Raw genomic sequence first — 20,827 nt, 5'->3', positions numbered from 1 at the left:
GGCGCAAGCGTCACGTTCACAGGTCAGACGGCGCGTACAAAAACGCCCCGGTCTTGCGACAGAGGCGTTTTTCATCATGAGCAAGGTCGGGAAAAACCCGTCATCAACCTGCTCGACGCAGTAACCAGAGCCCTGCCAAGGCACAAACACCGGTTGGCACCAGTACCGAAAACAATGGTGAAAAGCCAAATACCAAGCTCGAAGGCCCCAGCAGATCCTGAACAATACGGAATGTGAAGCCCACCAGCACGCCGGTAAATACTCGCTGGCCGAGGGTCACCGAACGCAATGGGCCGAAAATGAAGGAAATGGCCATCAGCACCAAGGCTGCCGTCACCACGGGTTGCAAAACCTTGACCCAGAATGCCAGCCAGTACCGGCCATTGCTCAGCCCCTGATCCGCCAGGTAGTGGATGTAACCCCACAGGCCACTTATCGACAGCGACTCCGGCGTCAGCACAACGGTGCTTAGCAATTGCGGGCTCAACGCCACGTTCCAGCGCTCGACCGGGGCAGACACCACTTCAGTGCTCTTGTCGTGGAACAACGTCGTGGTGACGTCCGTCAACTGCCAGTGATCCTTATCGAAGTCCGCACGCTTGGCAAAACTCGCCGAGAGCATATGCCGCTCGTTGTCGAAGCGATAACGGGTCACACCGTACAAGATACCGTTTGGTTGTACCGAGTTGATGTGGATGAACTCATCACCCTGGCGGTGCCATATTCCGTGCTTGGAGCTTTGTGCATCGCCGCCACCCTGAGCCAGCGAGCGATTGGCCTGAGCCATGTTTTCGGTAGGCGGGGCGACGTACTCGCCAATCAGTACGCCGGCAAGCATCAACACCAGCATTGGCTTCATGACCGCCCAGACGATTCGACCGATGGACACGCCGGCGGCGCGCATGATGGTCAACTCACTGTTACTGGCCAGTGTACCCAGACCGATCAGGCACCCGATCAGCGCCGCCATCGGCAGCATGTCGTAGAGACGGCGCGGCGCGGTCAGCGTCACATAGCTCAGGACATCGAGCAGGGTGTAGGTATCACTGACTTCACCCATCTCGTCGATGAATGCGAACAGGGTCGCCAGACCGAGAATGATCCCCAGGACGGCCAGAATTGATATGAGTACGCTGCTACCGATGTAGCGATCCAGCTTAACCACGGGCCACCTCCAGCGCGCTGCGGCGACTCGCCCTCTTCAAACGCAAAGGTTCCCAATAAAGCAGGCCCAGACCAATGGCCAGGAATATCCCGTGCACCCACCACAAGCCCATCACCGCCGGGATCTTGCCTTTATCGAGGGCACCGCGAGCAGCAATCAGGATGGTCAGGTATGCCATGTAAAGAAGAATCGCCGGCAGCAATTTGAGGAACCGGCCCTGGCGCGGGTTAACCCGCGACAGCGGCACCGCCATCAAGGTCACGACAAACACCAGCAACGGCAACGATATACGCCATTGCAGTTCGGCACGCAGACGAATGTCATCACTGCCCATCAAGGCGCGGGTTGTCATCGCATCGCGGTCGGTAACTTCGTCGCTGACGTCCGGCTTTGGCAGCAATACACCGTACTCGTCGTACTTGATCGCCCGGTAATCGGCCTGCCCCGGATTACCGTCATAGCGATAGCCGTTATCGAGGATCAGGTAGCGGTTGCCATCCGGACGGATTTCCTGGCGCCCCTTTTCGGCCACCAGCACTGAAATCCCGCGATCCTTGTTGTTGGAACTGATGTTTTTCTGCGAGATGAACACGCCGCCCAGATTGACGCGATCGTCCGACATGCGCTCGGTGTAGGTGACCCGGGTGCCGTCGCGCAGGGCCTGGAAACGACCTGGCTCAAGGGTATCGAATTCGGTCAGGGCGTCTTGTTTGTTCAGCAATAACTGGAATTGATTGGCCCCCTGTGGTGCCAGGCTCAGGCTCAACCAGGCCACCACGAGTGCGACCAGCGTGGCCGGAAACAGCGTCATGCAAAACAGACGCTCCTGACTCATGCCAGTGGCCGAGAGTACGGTCATTTCGCTTTCGAGGTACAGGCGACCATAGGACAGCAGGATTCCGAGAAACAGCCCCAGCGGCAGGATCAGCTGGAGAAACCCGGGCAGGCGAAAGCCCATGATCAGGAACAGTGAGCCCGGATCCAGCAGACCCGAGGCCGCTTGCGCGAGGTATTTGATGAAACGACCGCTCATGATGATGACCAGCAGCACGGCACTGACGGCGCTCAAGGTCAACAAGACTTCGCGGGAAAGATAACGGAAGACAATCAAACCAGACACTCCAGGGTTGTCAGGCTAGGGCGGCCAAACAAGCAAACGTATCAGACAGCTCGCTAGCAGAGCCGCTGAAAAAAGATGGCGCATTATCCTGTGATTGGGTGCGCCTGTCACTGCGCAATGCATCTCCCCCATGCAGGAGCGAGCCTGCTCGCGATAGCCGTCAACAATGTCGCGGACTGTCTGAAAGCCAGCGTTGCCTGGACGTCTATCGCGAGCAGGCTCGCACCTACATTAATGTTGTCGAGGGTTGTCAGGCGCCTCCGGCGAGGTTCAAACTGCGGCCTTCGTCGCCGATCGGTATCGGCGCCTTTCTATTTAAATGCACGCAAGCGACGCGCACCCGCAGTCGAGCGCTTGCGAGTTGACCATCAATTCAGGGACCCGGACATGGAACTGGTTGTAAAAAGCGTAAACCCGGAAACGTTGAAGACCGCCACGCTGGTGGTCTCCGTCGCCGAAGGCCGCAAGCTCGGCGCTGCCGCCAAGCAACTCGATGAGCTCAGCGGCGGCGCAATCAGCGCCGTTCTCAAGCGCGGCGATTTGGCCGGCAAAGTTGGCCAGAGCCTGCTGCTGCACAGCCTGCCGAACCTGAAAGCCGAGCGCGTACTGTTGGTAGGCGTGGGCAAGGATGAAGAACTGGGCGATGGCCCGTTCCGTAAAATCATCGCCGGCCTGCTCAACACCCTGAAAGGCCTGGGTGGCAGCGACGCGGTACTGGCCCTGGACGAAATCGTGGTCAAGGGCCGTGACAGCTACGGCAAGACCCGCCTGCTGGCCGAAACCCTGGTCGACGGCGAGTACCAGTTCGACCAGTTCAAGAGCCAGAAAGCCGAACCCCGCACCCTGAAGAAAATCACCCTGCTGACCATCAAGGCCGCCCAGGCTGAAGTGCAACGCGCCGTGACCCATGCCACCGCAATCGCCAACGGCATGGCCTTTACCCGCAACCTGGGTAACCTGCCGCCGAACATCTGCCACCCGACGTTCCTCGGCGAGCAAGCCAAAGACCTCGGCAAAGAATTCAAGGATCTGAAAGTCGAAGTCCTCGACGAGAAGAAGATCAAGGCACTGGGCATGGGCTCGTTCTACGCCGTCGGCCAGGGCAGCGCCCAGCCGCCGCGCCTGATCGTCATGCAATACAACGGCGGCAAGAAATCCGAGAAGCCATACGCACTGGTCGGCAAGGGCATCACCTTCGACACCGGCGGCATCAGCCTCAAGCCTGGCGCCGGCATGGATGAAATGAAATACGACATGGGCGGCGCCGCCAGCGTGTTCGGTACGCTGCGTGCCGTGCTCGAACTGAAGCTGCCGATCAACCTGGTGTGCATCCTGGCTTGCGCCGAGAACATGCCGAGCGGCAACGCTTCGCGCCCTGGCGACATCGTCACCACCATGAGCGGCCAGACCGTGGAAATCCTCAACACCGACGCCGAAGGCCGTCTGGTGCTGTGCGACGCCCTGACCTACTCCGAGCGCTTCAAGCCGCAAGCGGTCATCGACATCGCCACCCTGACCGGTGCCTGCGTGGTTGCCCTGGGTTCCCACACTTCGGGCCTGCTGGGCAACAACGACGAACTGATCGGCCAACTGCTGAGCGCTGGCAAGGCCGCCGACGACCGCGCCTGGCAACTGCCGCTGTTCGATGAATACCAGGAACAGTTGGACAGCCCGTTCGCCGACATCGCCAACATCGGCGGTCCGAAAGCCGGCACCATCACCGCTGCCTGCTTCCTGTCGCGCTTCACCAAGAACCTGAACTGGGCGCACCTGGACATCGCCGGCACCGCCTGGACCAGCGGCGGCAAGGACAAGGGCGCCACTGGCCGTCCGGTTCCCCTGCTGACCCAATACCTGCTGGACCGCGCCAAAGCCTGAAACCGATGACTTCAGGCGGCGTCACTCTCGGGTGACGCCGCCTGAAGCTCAGGAACCGCAATGACCAAAGTCGACTTCTATATCCTGCCCAGCGCCGATCCTTCGGCACGGCTGGATTTCGCCTGCAAGCTCACCGAAAAAGCCTGGCGCATGGGCCACCGCGTCTATCTGCATTGCAGCGACGCCACCCAGCGCGATGATCTCGACGCACGCCTATGGGCCTTCAAGGGCGAAAGCTTCGTGCCCCACGGCCCCGCTGAAAGCGAACCGGACAGCCTGATCGTGCTGGGGTTTGGCGATGATTGCGGCCAGCACCAGGATTTGCTGGTCAACCTCGACCTGAAGGTCCCGGCCTTTGCCCAACGCTTCGCCCGCGTGGCGGAAGTGGTGGTCGAAGATCCGGTGATTCGCCAGGCTGCGCGGGAGAGTTTCCGTTTCTACCGCGAACAGGGCTATCCTCTGCAAGATCACCGTTTACAGCGACTCTGAGCCTTCCGATGGACACTCCAAAACCGCTGCAAAAGTCCGCGCACCTGTTGGACGACCTTGAGTCGATCCGCCAATTGCTCGGCGATGACAACCTGCAACCACCGCTGCTGACCGACACGGTCGAAGAAGGTGACCAGGAACAGATTCCCATGCTGTTCGACACTGTCAGCGAACCCGCGCCGACCGTCGAGCCGACACCTCCCGAGCCTGCCGCCGAACCGGCGCCCAGCGCCAGCAAGAACGCCGACGCCTTGCTATACCTCGACAGCGAACTGCGTGCCGCCGCGCAATTAATCATGCAAGACGTGATCGACGACTTCGCGCCGCACATCGAAACCGAAATCAAACGCCGCCTCAGCGCGCGGCTGGAGCGGTTGTTGAGTCAGTACAACGATTGAACTGTTACAGCGTGCGATTCTTCTGTGGGAGCAAGGCTTGCTCCTACAGAAAAACCGGCCAGGCCATGGTCAGGTGTTGAGATAACGCCCAATCAGCGCAATCCCGCTCGCCAGCACCAACCACGTCACCAGCCGCACAAAGGCTTCGCGCGACAAGCGCATGGTCAACCGCCGGCCAATCCACAGCCCCAGCGCCATGGCCGGCAACAGGCACAGCGCCAGTACCAGCAAGGGCAGTTCGGCATACACCCCCGCGACCGCAAACAGACTCAAACGCACCACCGTGCTGCAACTGATCAGCGCGCTTTGCGTCGCCCGCGCTTCGTCCTTGGATAGCCGACTGTTCAGATAGATCGCATACAAAAAGCCGCCACTACCAAACAATGCGCCAAACATCCCGCCCACAGTGCCCATCGGCAGCGCCCAAACGGCGGACAATTGTTCCGGACGGGACTTTATCCACAGGCTGTAGACCGCATAGGCACTGATGAACAGTCCCATCAACAGCAGCAACAGGTCGGATTTCAGGTTCAGCAGGAAAATCACCCCCAGGGTGCAACCCACGGCCATGCACGGCAGTAATCGCAGCAACTCCGGCCTGGCCACATTTCGTCGCGAAGGCAACAGATTGCCGAACGCCGCGACGAAATCCAGCAGCACCAGCAGCGGCACGATTTTGGACAACGGCATGAACAGGATCAGAATCGGCCCCGCCACCAATGCCGTGCCGAACCCGGCGATGCCGAACACGATGTAGGCCAGGGCGACGCCTGTCCCGATCACCAGCCAATCCACTGCGCCGAATGGCCACTGACTCAACAAATCAAACACACACTTCCCCTTCTTCCTTGAATATCACTGACGACTCTAACCCCTGTGGAGCGAGCCTGCTCGCGAATGCGATTTTCCATTCAACACATTCGTTGACTGACACTATGCATTCGCGAGCAGGCTCGCTCCCACAAGGGATTTATGCGGACTCATGGAGATTGTTCACCGAATGCCTTTAAACTGCGCCCCATGATTAAAGATCCCTTTGCAAGACTCGGCCTGGACCGCGAAGTCCTGACCGTCAGCCAGCTCAACGGCCGCGCGCGGGTGTTGCTCGAAGACGTGTTCAGCAATATCTGGGTCGAAGGCGAAATCTCCAACCTCGCCCGCCCGGCGTCCGGCCACGTGTATTTCACCCTCAAGGACAGCGGCGCCCAAGTACGTTGCGCACTCTTCCGGCAGAACGCCGCTCGGGTACGCCAGGCGTTGAAGGACGGTCTGGCAGTCAAGGTGCGAGGCAAAGTCTCCTTGTTCGAGGGACGCGGCGATTATCAGCTGATCCTCGACACCGTGGAGCCCGCCGGCGACGGTGCGTTGCGCCTGGCCTTCGATGCCTTGAAGGAAAAACTCAGCGCCGAAGGCCTGTTCAGTGCCGAACGCAAGGTGCCGCTGCCGGCGCATCCGCAACGCATCGGCATCATCAGTTCGCCCACCGGCGCAGTGATTCGCGACATCATCAGCGTGTTTCGCCGCCGCGCGCCGCAGGTGCAACTGACGCTGATCCCCACCGCCGTGCAGGGCCGCGAGGCCACCGCGCAGATTGTCCGCGCACTGAAACTGGCGGACGCCCGGGGCTTCGATGCCTTGATCCTGGCCCGTGGCGGCGGCTCTCTGGAAGACCTCTGGTGCTTCAACGAAGAAGCCGTGGCCCGCGCCGTGGATGCCTGCGTGACACCGATTGTCAGCGCCGTCGGCCATGAAACCGATGTGTCGATCAGTGATTTCGTGGCCGATGTTCGCGCACCCACGCCTTCGGCGGCCGCCGAACTGCTGGCGCCGGACTCCAGCGACTTGCTGCGTCGGGTCGAGAGCCTGCACCGCCGGTTGGTGATGCGCATGCGCGACCGCCTGATGCGTGATCGGCTGCGCCTGGAGGGTATCTCCCGCCGATTGCGTCATCCTGGCGAACGCCTGCGTCAGCAAGCGCAACGGCTGGACGATCTGGACATGCGTATGCGCCGGGCCTTCGAGCGCAGCCTCAATACTCGCCGCGAACGGCTGATCCGTCTGGAAACCCGCCTGGCCGCGCAGCATCCCGGCCGGCAACTGGCGATGCTGCGTCAACGGCTCGACAGCCTCGCCGAACGTTTGCCCCGCGCCATGCGCGAGGGATTGAAAAGCCGTCGCCTGCAACTGCAAAGCCAGATGCAGACACTGCATGTGGTCAGCCCCCTGGCGACCCTCGGCCGCGGCTACAGCATTTTGCTCGACGAGCGCGGCAACGCGATCCGCAGCGCCGGGCAAACCCATACCGGCCAGCGCCTGAAGGCCAAACTGGGTGAAGGCGAACTGCAAGTGCGGGTCGAAGACAATCAACTGACACCCGTCACCCTTTCTTTACTGGATTGATCCATGCCGCGTTTTTTTGCTTCGTGTCTGTTGTTGTGCCTGACCTTCAATGCCCACGCAGACAGCTACATTACGCGTCTGTTGAACAAACCAGTGCCCGGCGGCGTCGCCGTGGTGGACCTGGGCACTTCCGCACAAACGCCGAAAGCCAGTTATCAGGGTAAACCGGTGCTGGTGGTCAAGGAGCAGAACAACTGGCTGGCCATTGTCGGCGTACCACTGACGGTCAAGCCCGGTGCCCAGTCCATCAACAGCAGCGGCCGTAACCTGGGTTTCACCGTCGGCAACAAGAAATACCCGGAACAGCACATCACCCTGAAAAACACCCAACAGGTCAATCCAGACCCGGAAAACCTCAAGCGCATCGAGCGCGAACTGGCCGAGCAGATCGCTGCCTACCGCACGTTCAGCCCGAATACGCCGAGCAACCTGCTGCTGGACAAGCCGGTCAACGGCCCGCTGTCGAGCAAGTTCGGCGTGCGCCGCTTCTTCAATGGCGAAGAACGCAATCCCCATTCGGGCCTTGATTTCGCCGTGCCCGCTGGCACACCGATCAAGACGCCGGCTGCGGGCAAGGTGATCCTGATCGGCAACTATTTCTTCAACGGCAACACCGTGTTTGTCGACCACGGCCAGGGCTTCATCAGCATGTTCTGCCACATGTCGAAGATTGACGTGAAGGTTGGCCAGCAGCTGGCTCGCGGTGGCGTGGTCGGCAAGGTTGGTGCTACCGGGCGGGCGACGGGGCCGCACATGCACTGGAATGTCAGCCTGAATGATGCGCGGGTGGATCCGGCGATTTTTATCGGGGCGTTTCAGCCTTAGTTTTCGGTTTGGCTGCCGACCTCTTCGCGAACAGGCTCGCTCCCACAGGTTTTCGGTGATCCTTGTGGGAGCGAGCCTGCTCGCGAAAGCGGCATCACAGACACCACCTATTCTGCCTCCAGATCCTCAATCCCGTGGACTTCCCGGTCCGCCAGACAGTGCCTGACCCACTCCTGCGTCTCCGCTGAAAACCAGGTCAATTCCTCGGCCGTAATCAACTCCCGCGCACACAAACCCAGCAAGTGCGAGCGGGCTTCATGGCGCGAAAACCTGAAAACACCAAACGCCCAATACAGCTCTTTTTGCCCGCCTTTAAGCAATTCCTCGCTGGCTTCGATCCGTTCGTAGGGCTCGATACTCTTGTCCAGTACGATCTTTTCGACATCCGCCATGATCCGGGCACACATCCGCTCATGGGCCACCGGACGCAATACGCAATACTGTTTCCAATCGGACTCGTTCATCGCCGACTCCCGCTTGCCAGTCGAGGCTTTAAAGAAGAATAGCCCCGCTGCGGGGATCAGGCGCTAAAACAACCGATTGCGCATCGCTCAAACCTTGCGCAAACAACTTGAACCTTAAACAAATCCCAAGCAATAAAATCTCGATAAATGCGCCATGACGAGTATTCCTCTCAATTTTTTTCGACTGCTTGCCATCCTTCCCCCCCGCGGTTAGGGTTGAAGGCATGAAAACCTCTCACACCCTCATTCAGCTCCGCCAGCACCGCAGCCTGTGCCTTGTCAGCGCACGACTGCCGGGCTGAATCGCGGCGCCTCGTCCTACGCTTTACCCAGTACATTCGATCCACCGGCAGGCCGCCTTTTTTCGGCCCACACAATAAGGATTTCCCGATGAGCATGCTCAAAGACCCGTCTTCCAAATACCGCGCCTTCCCGACCATCGACATCCCGGACCGCACCTGGCCGTCGAAAACCATCACCGCCGCCCCGATCTGGTGCAGTTCCGACCTGCGTGACGGTAACCAGTCGCTGATCGAGCCGATGGACGCCGTCAAGAAGCTGCGCTTCTGGAAAACCCTGGTGCAGGTGGGCGTGAAAGAAATCGAAGCCTCCTTCCCGGCCGCTTCGCAAACCGACTTCGACTTCGTGCGCACCCTGATCGAAGGCGGCCACATCCCGGACGACACCACCATCCAGGTGCTGACCCAAGGCCGTGAAGACCTGATCGCCCGCACCTTCGAATCCCTGCGCGGGGCGAAAAAAGCCATCGTTCACCTGTACAACGCGACCTCCCCTTCCTTCCGCCGCATTGTCTTCAACCAGGACAAGGACGGGATCAAGGAAATCGCCGTGAGCGCGGCCAAGCTGTTCGTCAAATACGCTGCCATGCAACCGGAAACCGAATGGACCTTCGAGTACTCGCCGGAAACCTTCAGCGCCACCGAGCTTGAGTTCGCCAAGGAAGTCTGCGACGCGGTGATCGAAGTCTGGAACCCGACGCCCGAGCACAAGATGATCCTCAATCTGCCGGCCACCGTCGAATGCGCGACCCCGAACATCTATGCCGACCAGATCGAATGGTTCGGCCGTCACATCAACCGTCGTGACAGCGTGATCATCAGCCTGCACACCCACAACGACCGTGGCACCGGCGTTGCCGCCACCGAACTGGGCCTGATGGCCGGCGCCGACCGTGTCGAAGGCTGCCTGTTCGGCAACGGCGAGCGCACCGGTAACGTCGATCTGGTGACCGTGGCCCTGAACATGTACACCCAGGGTCTTGACCCGCAATTGGACTTCTCCGACATCGACGGCGTACGCAAGGTCGTCGAAGAGTGCAACCAAATCCAGGTTCACCCGCGTCACCCGTACGTCGGCGACCTGGTACACACCGCATTCTCCGGCTCGCACCAGGATGCGATCCGCAAGGGCTTCGCCCAGCAGAAACCGGACGCCCTGTGGGAAGTGCCGTACCTGCCGATCGACCCGGCCGACATCGGCCGCAGCTACGAGGCGGTCATCCGCGTCAACAGCCAGTCGGGCAAGGGTGGTATCGCCTACTTGCTGGAACAGGAATACGGCATCAGCCTGCCGCGTCGCATGCAGATCGAGTTCAGCCAGGTCGTGCAGCGTGAAACCGATCGCCTGGGCCTGGAAATGACCGCCAAGCAGATTCACTCGCTGTTGATCAGCGAATACCTGCAAGCGAACACCCCGTACGCGCTGGTCAGCCATCGCCTGCAGGAAGAAAACGGTCACAGCGCCGTCGAAGTGGAAGTCGCCAGCAAAGGCCAGGGCGAGACCAACCTGCACTGGCGCGGCAAGGGCAACGGCGCCCTGGAAGCCCTGGTGGCCGGTCTGCCGATTCCGGTGGAAATCATGGACTACAACGAACACGCCATCGGCGCGGGCACCAACGCCAAGGCAGCGGCCTACATTGAACTGCGGGTGAATGGCGAGCGCGCGGTGCACGGCGTGGGCATCGATGAAAACATCACCACTGCCAGCTTCAAGGCCCTGTTCAGCGCGCTGAACCGCTCGTTGAGCCAGCCGGAAGCGAAAGCGGCGTAAACCTTCGCTGCAATGCAAAAGGCCCCGGGGTGCGAACCTCGGGGCCTTTTTGTTTGCCTGCAGTTTTTGTGTTACCTGCTCCGCCCCCTTCGCGGGCAAGCCCGCTCCCACAATGATCAGTGTGTACTCAAGTTTTTTGTACACCAGAGAACCTCTGGGAGCGGGCTTGCCCGCGATGGGGCCGCTTCAGACGCCGAAAACCTCAGGTGAGCTCGAAGGTATCCGCATCCAGATTCGCCGGAAACCTTGTGCGATAAGCCGCCAATTCCGCCGCATCCAGCACGACCTTGAACACCCCGTCCGCCTCCCCTGCGCTGAGCAATGTCTCGCCCTGGAAATCCAGTACCTGGCTGTCACCGGTATAGGCAAAGCCTTTGCCGTCAGTGCCAATACGGTTCACCGCCGCCACATAACACAGATTCTCGATCGCCCGGGCCGGCAACAAACGATTCCAGTGCTGGCGCCGCGCACCGGGCCAGTTGGCGGTGTACAGCAGAAGGTCCGTGTCCTGTGCGTCGCGGCTCCACACCGGGAAGCGCAGGTCGTAGCAAATCAGCGGTCGCACCCGCCAGCCCTTGAGTTCGAACTGCACCTGACGCTCGCCGGGGGTGTAGTGGTGGTGCTCGCCAGCCATGCGAAACAGATGGCGCTTATCGTAGTGCAACACTTCGCCGTCCGGCCGCGCCCACAACAGGCGATTGCGATGGCTGCCATCCGCAGCCTGAACGATAACGCTACCGGTGATCACCGCATCGAGACTCAACGCCTGAGCCCGCAGCCATTTGCTGGTGGGGCCGTTTTCCGCCTCGGCCAGCGTTTCCGACTCCATGGAGAAACCGGTGGTGAACATTTCCGGCAAGATGATCAGATCGGCGCCACGGGCCTGTTCCAGCAACGGCTCGAAATGTTCCAGGTTGGCCTGGCGGTCATGCCAGGCCAGGGAAGTCTGAACCAGCGCAACGGTCAGCTTCGGCAACGCACTTAAATCACGCATAGTTTTTCCGCCGCTTCACGCAGGGTCTCCTCACGCTTGGCAAAACATAACCGCACCAGGCGCTGGCCTTCAGGCGGCTTCTGGTAGAACACAGAGATTGGAATGCTCGCGACGCCATGTTCGCGGGTCATCCACAGCGCCATCTCGACATCATTGAGATCCGGGCGTATCTGCGAGTAATCCACCAACTGGAAGTAGGTGCCTGTCACTCGGGTGAAGCTGAAGCGCGACGGCGCCAGCAGATCGCAGAACAAATCGCGCTTGGCCTGATAGAAGCCCGGCAACTCTTCGACGTGCTCAGGGTGCTCGGCCATGTAATCGGCCAAGGCATATTGCAGCGGTGTCACACCACAGAAATTGACGTACTGGTGCACCTTGCGCAATTCCGCCGTCAGTACCGGTGGCGCGACCACATAGCCGGTTTTCCAGCCGGTGACATGGTAAGTCTTGCCGAAGGAGCTGACCACGAAGGCACGCTGATACAGCTCTTCATGAGCCAGCACGCTGACGTGGGGCACGCCGTCATATACCAGGTGTTCGTAGACTTCGTCGCTGATCACATAGATATCGCGATCACGGATCAACGCTGCCAACTGATCGAGTTCGGCACGACTGATCAGCGCACCACTGGGGTTGTGCGGGGAGTTGAGAATGATCATCCGCGTGCGCGGGCTCAGTGCCTGGGCAAGCTTCTCGAAGTCGATACTGAAATCGTTCAGGCCCAGTTGCACGTGCACGCAACGACCGCCGGCCAGCTCTACCGAGGGCTCGTAGCTGTCGTATGCCGGGTCAAACACGATGACTTCGTCGCCGCTGTGGATAACCGCCTGAATGGCACAGAAAATCGCTTCGGTCGCGCCTGGGGTGACCGTGACTTCAGTATCCACATCCACCTGCGCACCGTAACTGCGGGCGATCTTCGCCGCGATTTGCTGACGCAACACCGGCAGCCCGGTCATTGGCGAGTACTGGTTATGGCCGCTGGCGATATGCCGACCGACCGCATCGCACAGGGCCTGCGGGGCAGCAAAATCCGGAAAGCCCTGGGACAAATTGAGCGCGCCGGTCTGAGCCGCGAGCTGAGACATCTGAGTGAAGATAGTGATGCCGACATTCGGCAGCTTACTGGTGATCATCGGTGGTTCCCTGCTCTACACCCGGCTCTACGGCGGCGCGGGAGAGCCCGAGGATAGCCCATCCGGCGCCCATAAAAAAAGGGCGCCGGAGGCACCCTTTTTTCACCCTGACCCTGTGGGAGCAAGGCTTGCCCGCGATTGCCACACCGCGGTTGTTCTGACACACCGCGTTATCGTTCATCGCGGGCAAGCCTTGCTCCCACAGAAAGCAGGCAAGCCTTGAATCAGCGTTTGTCGCGACGCTTCTTGTCGGCCTTCTTGTGGTGCGACATCAAGCGACGCTTCTTGTTGACCTGACGGTCGGTGAGCGAGTTCTTGTTGCCTTCGTACGGGTTCTCGCCGCCCTTGAATTCGATGCGGATCGGCGTACCAACCAGCTTCAGGACACGGCGATAGGTGTTTTCAAGGTAACGAACGTAAGACTTCGGCACCTTCTCGATCTGGTTACCGTGAATCACGATGATCGGCGGGTTCGCGCCACCCAAGTGGGCATAACGCAGTTTGATCCGACGATTGTTGACCATCGGTGGCGCGTGCTCACCGACCGCATCTTCCAGAATCTGGGTCAGGCGGTTGGTCGGCCAGCGGGTGACCGCGGACTTGAACGAGTTCTGCACCGAAGCGTAGAGGTTGCCCACGCCCGTGCCGTGCAGTGCCGAGATGAAGTGGATGTCGGCGTAGTCAACGAAGAACAGTCGACGTTGCAGCTCGACCTTCACGAAGTCACGCTCGCTCGGCGTCATGCCGTCCCACTTGTTGATCGCGATGACCAGCGCACGACCCGACTCAATGGCAAAGCCCAGCAGGTTGAGGTCGTGGTCCACCACGCCTTCGCGGGCGTCCATCACGAAGATCACCACGTTGGCGTCTTTGATGGCCTGCAGGGTTTTGACCACGGAGAATTTTTCGACTTCTTCGTGGATCTTGCCGCGCTTGCGCACACCGGCGGTGTCGATCAGCGTGTACTTCTCGTCGTTACGCTCGAACGGGATGTAAATACTGTCGCGGGTGGTGCCGGGCTGGTCATAAACGATCACCCGGTCTTCACCGAGCATGCGGTTGACCAGAGTCGACTTGCCTACGTTCGGCCGGCCGATGATGGCGATCTTGATCCCGTCTTTTTCGCTCGGACCAGGAATGCGCTTGGCTTCTTCGCCTTCGGCAACATCCTCTTCCTCGCCTTCTTCCAGCTCGTCTTCGTCTTTCGGGAATTCACTCAGTGCCGCTTCCAGCAACTGGGTGATGCCACGACCATGGGCGCCGGCAATCGGAATCGCGTGGCCCATGCCCAACGGGGCGAATTCTGCGCGGGCCATTTCAGGGTCGATGTTGTCGACCTTGTTGGCGACCACATGGGAACGCTTGTTACGTTTGCGCAAGTGCTCGGCGATCATCTGGTCGGCGGCGGTGAAACCGGCCTTGGCATCTACCAGGAACAGAACAACATCCGCTTCTTCAATGGCCAGCAGCGACTGCTCGGCCATTTTTTCGTCCATACCGTGTTCGTCACCGGAGATACCGCCGGTGTCGATCAGAATGTAGGAACGCCCTTGCCACTTGGCCTCACCGTACTGGCGATCACGGGTCAGACCGGACAAGTCGCCGACAATGGCGTCGCGAGTCCTGGTCAGGCGGTTGAACAAGGTGGACTTGCCGACGTTCGGTCGGCCCACCAGGGCGATTACGGGAACCATGCGGCTCTCCACTTCGTTATTTCAGAAAATACAAAAGCCGCTGCGAGGCAGCGGCTGGTGCTCGGGGCAGCGTATGCAAACGCTGCAAACCCCGTATATCGGGGCCGCTTGGGGGTTAACCCCAAGCATAGTCAAACCTTTACTTAATGGTCAGGGCTTCCAGTTTGCCGCTGTTGCCATATACATAAATCGTGTCACCCACCACCAGCGGACGGGCACGCAGGCCGTCGCTGTCGATGCGTTCGCGGCCGACGAAACGACCGTCCACCTGACTCAGCAGGTGCAGGTAACCTTCCAGGTCACCGACTGCAACGTAGCTGGAGAACACTTCCGGTGCCGACAGTTGACGGCGGGCCAGCGAATCGTTGCTCCACAGGGCAGTGGTGGAACGCTCGTCGACGCCTTCAACGGTGCCCGAAGACAGGCTCACATAGACGCTGCCGAAACCCTGGGCGACGCCAGCGTAGCTGGAAGCATCACGCTGCCACAGCTGACGACCGCTTTGCAGGTCCAGTGCCGCAACGCGACCCTGATAGCTCGCGACATAAATCTTGTCGCCGGACAGCAGCAGGCCGCCGTCGATATCGACGACGCGCTCCAGCTCCGAACGACCTTGCGGGATCGCTACACGCTGTTCCCACACCGGCACGCCGTTGGAAATGTCGAGAGCGACCACTTTACCGGTCGACAAGCCAGCCACCGCGAGGCGGTTGGTGACGATCGGCGCACTGGTGCCGCGCAGAGTCAGTACCGCAGGCGTGCTGTCGTACAACCAACGCTGGTTGCCGGTCGCGGCATCCAGGCCGATCAGACGGTCGTCCTGGGTCTGGACCACGACCACATCACCATTGTTGGCGGGTGGTGCGAGGACTTCGCTGGACACGCGAGCGCGCCATTTCTCTTCACCGTTGATGGCGTCCAGGGCAACGATTTCACCCTTGAGCGTACCAATCGTCAGCAGACCGTAACCAACGCCAACGGCACCGGAAACAGGCAGTTCGAGATCTTTCTTCCACTTGACGTCGCCGTTGCTGCGATTCAGCGCCATCACCACACCGGTCACATCGGCGGCATAGATGGTATCGCCATCGATGGCCGGTACCAGCATGTTGTAGGTTTCGCCCTGACCGTCACCGATCGAACGACTCCATTGTTTCTTCAGAACCACTTCTTCCTTGAAATCGGTCAACTCGGCCGGTGGCAGTTCTTTCTTGCTGTTGCTGCTGCAACCCGCGGCCAGAATGGCCAGAGCCAGCAATGCTGCATGTTTCCAACGAATCACGTCACGCATCCCCTTTGGCCAGGTCGTCCAGCTTGATTTGTAGGCCACCGACCGCCGCTTCATCCGACAGTGCCGCCTTGGCTTTTTGATACGCCGCGTGCGCTTCATCGGTACGACCCAACTGCACAAGCAGGTCGCCCTTGAGTTCTTCGCGAGTAGCCAGGAAGGCCTTGTCGGCATCGCCTTCGAGCAGTTTCAGGGCTTCGTCGGCCTTGTTCTGCGCGGCCAGCACCTGTGCCAGGCGCTGACGGGCGATTTCGCCCAGCGCCGGATTGGCTGGCTTGGCAACGATGGCTTTCAGCTCGCTGGCTGCGTCATCGAGCTTGCCGCTGTCGACGGCGACTTTCGCTACGAACAGGCTGCCGTATTGCGCATAGGCGCTACCGCCGAACTCGCTATTGAGCTTGGCCGCCAGGTCCGAAACACGGGCCGCATCAGGCTTGCCACTAGGCGTCAGCGTGGTTTCCAGCAATTGCTGATAGAGCATCGAGGCGCCTTGCGACTGATTGCTCTGATACTTGTGAAAGGCTTGCCAGCCGAACACGATGACCAGCGCCAACAGGCCGCCAGTGACCAGGGGCTTGCCGTTGCGTGACCACCAGTCCTTCAAATCCGCCAGCTGTTCCTCTTCGGTACTCGACACCCCAATACTCCTTAATCGCTAATTCGGCTGTTTATGACAGCTTCAACCCTGCACGACGCAGGTGGCCAGGTGTGCAGCAAGCGCATCCCAGGCAATACTTTGTTGTTCGCCCTGGCCACGCAGGGGTTTGAAACCTACCACTTGCTGGGCCATCTCGTCGTCACCGAGGATCAGTGCATACAGCGCACCGCTCTTGTCGGCTTTCTTGAACTGGCTTTTGAAGCTGCCCGCGCCGGCATTCACTTGCAGGCGCAGGTTGGGCAATTGGTCACGCACACGCTCGGCCAGGGCCAGACCGGCCAGCTCGGCTTCTTCACCGAAGGCGCAGAGGTAGACATCCACCTGACGGGAGATCTCTTCCGGGATCTGCTCCAGGGTTTCCAGCAGCAGGACGAGGCGCTCGATGCCCATGGCGAAACCGACACCGGTGGTCGGCTTGCCACCCATCTGCTCGACCAGGCCGTCGTAGCGACCACCGGCACACACGGTGCCCTGGGCACCCAGTTTGTCGGTGACCCATTCGAAAACGGTCTTGCTGTAGTAATCCAGCCCGCGAACCAGCTTCGGGTTGATCACGTAAGGAATACCGGCGGCGTCCAGACGAGCCTTGAGGCCCTCGAAGTGCACGCGGGACTCTTCGTCGAGGTAGTCGGCCATTTTCGGTGCATCGACCAGGATCGCCTGAGTGTCGGCGTTCTTGGTGTCCAGTACCCGCAGCGGGTTGGTTTTCAGGCGACGCTGGCTGTCTTCGTCCAGCTTGTCCAGATGCCCGGACAGGAACTCGACCAGGGCTTCACGATAACGGCCACGGGATTCGCTGGTGCCCAGGCTGTTGAGTTCAAGCTTGACCGCATCGCGGATGCCCAGCTCGCCCCACAGGCGCCAGGTCAGCACGATCAGTTCGGCATCGATGTCCGGACCGTCGAGGTTGAACACTTCGACGCCAATCTGGTGGAACTGGCGGTAACGGCCTTTCTGTGGACGCTCGTGGCGAAACATCGGACCGATGTACCAAAGCTTCTGCACCTGGCCACCGCCGGTGATGCCGTGTTCCAGCACAGCACGCACACAGGCCGCGGTACCTTCCGGACGCAGGGTCAGGGAATCACCGTTGCGGTCTTCGAAGGTGTACATCTCTTTTTCGACGATGTCGGTCACTTCACCGATGGAGCGCTTGAACAGCTCGGTGAACTCGACGATCGGCATACGAATCTGCTTGTAACCGTAGTTATCCAGCAGGCGCGAAACTTTGCCTTCGAAATGACGCCACAGCGGGGTCTGTTCGGGCAGGATGTCGTTCATGCCACGAATGGCTTGCAGAGACTTGCTCACAAAATTTCCTTAATTCGTTCGATCAGCCGCGCGCGATGACGGCAGCGTCAGCTTCGACCTTTTCGGCCGCTTTCTGGCGGATCAAGCGTTCAAGCTCATCCACCAGATTGTCATTCGTCAGTTTCTGCGACGGCTTGCCGTCGATGTAAATCAGGTTTGGCGTGCCGCCGGTCAAGCCGATATGGGCTTCCTTGGCTTCACCCGGCCCGTTGACCACGCAACCGATGACCGCAACATCCAGCGGCACCAGCAGGTCTTCAAGGCGCCCTTCCAGCTCGTTCATGGTCTTGACCACATCGAAGTTCTGCCGCGAACAACTCGGGCAGGCGATGAAGTTGATGCCACGGGAACGCAGGTGCAGGGATTTGAGAATGTCGTAGCCGACTTTCACTTCCTCGACCGGATCAGCCGCCAACGAGATGCGGATAGTATCGCCAATCCCTTCGGCGAGCAGCATACCGAGGCCCACGGCGGATTTCACCGTGCCAGAACGCAAACCACCGGCTTCGGTGATGCCCAGGTGCAACGGCTGGACGATTTCCTTGGCCAGCAGGCGATAGGCTTCGACGGCCATGAACACGTCGGAGGCTTTCACACTGACCTTGAAGTCCTGGAAGTTCAGGCGTTCAAGGTGCTCGACGTGGCGCAGGGCCGACTCGACCAGCGCGGCCGGGGTCGGCTCGCCGTATTTCTTTTGCAGGTCTTTTTCCAGGGAACCGGCGTTGACGCCGATGCGAATCGGAATCCCGCGATCACGGGCGGCATCGACCACGGCGCGTACGCGATCTTCACGACCGATGTTGCCCGGATTGATTCGCAGGCAGTCGACACCCAATTCGGCGACGCGCAACGCAATGCGGTAGTCGAAATGGATATCGGCCACCAACGGCACCTTGACCAGTTGCTTGATCTTGCCGAAGGCCTCGGCGGCATCCATGTCCGGTACGGATACCCGCACGATATCGACACCAGCCGCTTCCAGACGATTGATCTGCGCCACGGTGGCAGCGACATCATTGGTGTCGCTGTTGGTCATGCTCTGTACAGCGATAGGTGCATCGCCGCCAACAGGCACGTTACCGACCCAGATCTTGCGGGACTCGCGACGTTTGATTGGAGATTCGCCGTGCATGAGTTATTGACCCAACTTCAGGCGAGCAGTCTCGCCACTGGTGAACGGAGCTACATCGACCGCCTGGCCGTTGTAGCTGACCTGCGCGCCACGGGCGAAGCCCAGGCGTACGGCAAACGGTGGCTTGCCGCTGACGGAAAGGCTGTCGCCTTTACGCTTGAGACCACTAAATAGCACCTTGCCACCGCCGTCGGTCACTTGTGTCCAGCAATCGGCGGTGAATTGCAATTTAACCTGACCCTGGCCGGCAACCGGAGCAGCTGCCGGAGCCGGTGTGGCAGCGGCTTGTGCGGGAATGCTCGGGGCAATCGGTGCTGTCACAGTCGGTGCCGGTACGGCGGGAACAGCCGGGGCTGGAGTCGCAGGCGTCGCGACAACCGGAGCAGGGCTGTGCACCGGTGCTGTTGGCACCGAAGCCGCAGGTGCCGAAACTTGAGTTTCAGCCGGTGCTTCAGCCGAAGTCTCGGCCTGTGGCAATGCCAGGGCAGTGGAACTTTCAGCCTGACCTTCCGCGACAGCCTGGTCTTCCGGCTCGTCCAGCGGATGAATCTGGGTAGTGCCGTCCGCGCCTTCGACTTCCACGTGTTCAGGGCTCAGGCTGACCAGGTCCTTGGTGCGCAGCGAGGTTTGATCCTGCCACCAGACAAAACCACCGCCAATCACCGCCACCAGCAGCAACAGGCTGACAATGCGCAGGATAGTGTGGGAAACCCGGACCGGCTCTTCGATACGACCCAGGCTATGCACGCTGCTACCCTGGGAGTCGGTGCCGGTGGATTGGTCGAACTGCTGGACCAGAACGGCCTGGTCCATGCCGAGCAATTTGGCATAGGCACGAATATAGCCGCGAGCAAAGGTGTGCCCGGGCAGCTTGTCGAAATCGCCGGCTTCCAGATTGCTCAGGGAACTGACGGTGAGGTTGAGCTTGAGGGCCACTTCGGCCAGCGACCAGCCATTGCTTTCGCGGGCCTGGCGCAAGGTCTCACCGGGGTTAACGCGATTCGCTGCTACAACTTCGGGATGCGCCGCTTTCATCATTGCTCCGACAGGTATTGCTGATATTCCGGTGTACCGGGATAGAGTCGTTTTAATTGCAGGCCAAAACTGGCGGCCTTGTCGCGATCTTCAAACACTTTTGCCAGCCGAACGCCGAGCAATAGACTACGTGCATTTTGCTCGGCGAGCAGGCTAAAACGATCGTAGTAGTCACGCGCGGGCACATAATGCCTGTCTTCGTAAGACAACTCAGCCATTTCCAGCAATGCACGTGGTTGTTGGCGATTCAAACGCAGGGCTTTTTCCAGTTGCTGCCGGGCCAGGTCGCGCTGGCCGAGCATCGAAGCGGTCATGCCCAGGTTCTCGAACACTCGCGAACGCTCAGGATACAGGGTATCGGCGGCGGCCTGCTCAAAGCGCTCGTAGGCTTCCTTGTAACGTTTTTGCTCGAAAAGAAAACTGCCGTAGTTGTTGAGGATCCGTGCATCGGCGGGACGGGAAGACAACGCCTTGCGAAAGTGCTGGTCAGCCAGTTCCGGCTCCATCTCGGCCTGGAACACCAGCCCCAGTGCCGCGTTGGCGTCCGGGTCCGCATCATCCAGCTCCAGCGCTTTTTTCAACGGCACTTTTGCCCGTTCGGTCATGCCCTGTTGCAGATAGCCGATGCCCAGTTGCACATACGCCTCACGCGCTTCGTCGCGGCCCTTGCTGGTCTTCATCGGGTTGTAATCGCCCGAAAGCACACAGCCAGCACAGAGGCTGGCCAATAGCAAAAGCAGCGCAAAGCGCAGGGACATAGAGATCCTCTC

20 protein-coding genes are annotated in these 20,827 nt (G+C 60.1%); 6 read left to right on the top strand and 14 right to left on the bottom strand.

Annotation, left to right across the window (positions count from 1 at the left end; genetic code table 11):
* Nucleotides 1-103: 103 nt before the first annotated feature.
* Together lptG and lptF are read right to left on the bottom strand one after the other, a co-directional pair.
* Nucleotides 104-1,165 (bottom strand): LPS export ABC transporter permease LptG, encoded by a 1,062-nt coding sequence (gene lptG, locus LAB08_RS04730; RefSeq protein WP_096513295.1) that lies wholly within the window; start codon nucleotides 1,163-1,165, stop codon nucleotides 104-106.
* Nucleotides 1,158-2,276 (bottom strand): LPS export ABC transporter permease LptF, encoded by a 1,119-nt coding sequence (gene lptF, locus LAB08_RS04725; protein ID WP_096513296.1) that lies wholly within the window; start codon nucleotides 2,274-2,276, stop codon nucleotides 1,158-1,160. Before lptF ends, lptG begins: the two co-directional genes overlap by 8 nt.
* A 396-nt stretch (nucleotides 2,277-2,672) precedes the next feature.
* On the opposite strand from lptF, the gene LAB08_RS04720 reads away from it, so the two are divergent.
* From LAB08_RS04720 to LAB08_RS04710, 3 genes are read left to right on the top strand one after another with little or no spacing between them, the layout of a single operon-like run.
* The gene (locus tag LAB08_RS04720; protein ID WP_096513297.1) at nucleotides 2,673-4,163 is read left to right on the top strand and encodes a leucyl aminopeptidase; all 1,491 of its coding nucleotides are present in this window, start codon (nucleotides 2,673-2,675) and stop codon (nucleotides 4,161-4,163) included.
* 60 nt (nucleotides 4,164-4,223) lie between these two features.
* A complete protein-coding gene (locus LAB08_RS04715; RefSeq protein WP_096513298.1) occupies nucleotides 4,224-4,652 on the top strand; it encodes a DNA polymerase III subunit chi in 429 nt (142 codons plus the stop codon).
* 8 nt (nucleotides 4,653-4,660) lie between these two features.
* Entirely contained in the window at nucleotides 4,661-5,050 is a 390-nt protein-coding gene (locus LAB08_RS04710; RefSeq protein ID WP_096513299.1) for a DNA polymerase III subunit chi, read from the top strand.
* 69 nt (nucleotides 5,051-5,119) lie between these two features.
* Here LAB08_RS04710 and LAB08_RS04705 read toward each other — a convergent pair whose 3' ends face one another.
* Nucleotides 5,120-5,881, bottom strand: coding sequence for a sulfite exporter TauE/SafE family protein (locus LAB08_RS04705; RefSeq protein WP_096513300.1), 762 nt, complete (start codon nucleotides 5,879-5,881; stop codon nucleotides 5,120-5,122).
* Nucleotides 5,882-6,070: 189 nt separating this feature from the next.
* Here LAB08_RS04705 and xseA point away from each other — a divergent pair, with 189 nt between their 5' ends.
* Both xseA and LAB08_RS04695 read left to right on the top strand, forming a co-directional pair.
* Nucleotides 6,071-7,450 carry an exodeoxyribonuclease VII large subunit gene (gene xseA / locus LAB08_RS04700; RefSeq protein WP_096513301.1) on the top strand — a complete coding sequence of 460 codons (1,380 nt, stop codon included), beginning with the start codon at nucleotides 6,071-6,073 and terminating at the stop codon, nucleotides 7,448-7,450.
* Between the two features lie 3 nt (nucleotides 7,451-7,453).
* On the top strand, nucleotides 7,454-8,275 hold the full coding sequence (locus LAB08_RS04695) for a peptidoglycan DD-metalloendopeptidase family protein (RefSeq protein WP_096513302.1): 822 nt from the start codon (nucleotides 7,454-7,456) through the stop codon (nucleotides 8,273-8,275).
* A 107-nt stretch (nucleotides 8,276-8,382) separates the two neighbouring features.
* Here LAB08_RS04695 and LAB08_RS04690 read toward each other — a convergent pair whose 3' ends face one another.
* Nucleotides 8,383-8,739, bottom strand: coding sequence for a hypothetical protein (locus tag LAB08_RS04690; protein WP_096513303.1), 357 nt, complete (start codon nucleotides 8,737-8,739; stop codon nucleotides 8,383-8,385).
* Nucleotides 8,740-8,767: 28 nt separating this feature from the next.
* A complete protein-coding gene (locus tag LAB08_RS04685) occupies nucleotides 8,768-8,965 on the bottom strand; it encodes a hypothetical protein (protein WP_096513304.1) in 198 nt (65 codons plus the stop codon).
* Nucleotides 8,966-9,129: 164 nt separating this feature from the next.
* On the opposite strand from LAB08_RS04685, the gene leuA reads away from it, so the two are divergent.
* Nucleotides 9,130-10,809 carry a 2-isopropylmalate synthase gene (gene leuA / locus LAB08_RS04680; protein WP_096513306.1) on the top strand — a complete coding sequence of 560 codons (1,680 nt, stop codon included), beginning with the start codon at nucleotides 9,130-9,132 and terminating at the stop codon, nucleotides 10,807-10,809.
* 202 nt (nucleotides 10,810-11,011) lie between these two features.
* On the opposite strand, the gene LAB08_RS04675 is transcribed toward leuA, so the two are convergent.
* The 9 genes from LAB08_RS04675 to pilW all read right to left on the bottom strand — a co-directional run bounded on the left by LAB08_RS04675 (nucleotide 11,012) and on the right by pilW (nucleotide 20,815).
* On the bottom strand, nucleotides 11,012-11,803 hold the full coding sequence (locus LAB08_RS04675) for an amidohydrolase (RefSeq protein ID WP_096513307.1): 792 nt from the start codon (nucleotides 11,801-11,803) through the stop codon (nucleotides 11,012-11,014).
* Nucleotides 11,791-12,939, bottom strand: coding sequence for a pyridoxal phosphate-dependent aminotransferase (locus LAB08_RS04670; protein WP_096513308.1), 1,149 nt, complete (start codon nucleotides 12,937-12,939; stop codon nucleotides 11,791-11,793). Before LAB08_RS04670 ends, LAB08_RS04675 begins: the two co-directional genes overlap by 13 nt.
* A 224-nt stretch (nucleotides 12,940-13,163) precedes the next feature.
* Nucleotides 13,164-14,633, bottom strand: a complete 1,470-nt coding sequence (gene der / locus LAB08_RS04665; protein ID WP_095193769.1) for a ribosome biogenesis GTPase Der — start codon at nucleotides 14,631-14,633, stop codon at nucleotides 13,164-13,166.
* A gap of 139 nt (nucleotides 14,634-14,772) precedes the next feature.
* Nucleotides 14,773-15,924, bottom strand: a complete 1,152-nt coding sequence (bamB, locus tag LAB08_RS04660) for an outer membrane protein assembly factor BamB (protein WP_096513310.1) — start codon at nucleotides 15,922-15,924, stop codon at nucleotides 14,773-14,775.
* Nucleotides 15,917-16,558 carry a tetratricopeptide repeat protein gene (locus LAB08_RS04655; RefSeq protein WP_096513311.1) on the bottom strand — a complete coding sequence of 214 codons (642 nt, stop codon included), beginning with the start codon at nucleotides 16,556-16,558 and terminating at the stop codon, nucleotides 15,917-15,919. Before LAB08_RS04655 ends, bamB begins: the two co-directional genes overlap by 8 nt.
* Before the next feature lie 42 nt (nucleotides 16,559-16,600).
* The gene (hisS, locus tag LAB08_RS04650; protein ID WP_096513312.1) at nucleotides 16,601-17,890 is read right to left on the bottom strand and encodes a histidine--tRNA ligase; all 1,290 of its coding nucleotides are present in this window, start codon (nucleotides 17,888-17,890) and stop codon (nucleotides 16,601-16,603) included.
* A gap of 22 nt (nucleotides 17,891-17,912) precedes the next feature.
* The gene (gene ispG, locus LAB08_RS04645; RefSeq protein ID WP_003185136.1) at nucleotides 17,913-19,022 is read right to left on the bottom strand and encodes a flavodoxin-dependent (E)-4-hydroxy-3-methylbut-2-enyl-diphosphate synthase; all 1,110 of its coding nucleotides are present in this window, start codon (nucleotides 19,020-19,022) and stop codon (nucleotides 17,913-17,915) included.
* 3 nt (nucleotides 19,023-19,025) lie between these two features.
* The gene (locus LAB08_RS04640; RefSeq protein ID WP_096513313.1) at nucleotides 19,026-20,057 is read right to left on the bottom strand and encodes a RodZ domain-containing protein; all 1,032 of its coding nucleotides are present in this window, start codon (nucleotides 20,055-20,057) and stop codon (nucleotides 19,026-19,028) included.
* A complete protein-coding gene (gene pilW, locus LAB08_RS04635) occupies nucleotides 20,057-20,815 on the bottom strand; it encodes a type IV pilus biogenesis/stability protein PilW (RefSeq protein WP_096513314.1) in 759 nt (252 codons plus the stop codon). The genes LAB08_RS04640 and pilW overlap by 1 nt, the downstream gene beginning before the upstream one ends.
* Nucleotides 20,816-20,827: the final 12 nt, after the last annotated feature.

This window comes from Pseudomonas izuensis (assembly GCF_002356535.2).
Taxonomy (GTDB): Bacteria; Pseudomonadota; Gammaproteobacteria; order Pseudomonadales; family Pseudomonadaceae; genus Aquipseudomonas; species Aquipseudomonas izuensis.
This window is presented reverse-complemented; position numbering and strand designations above follow the sequence as displayed.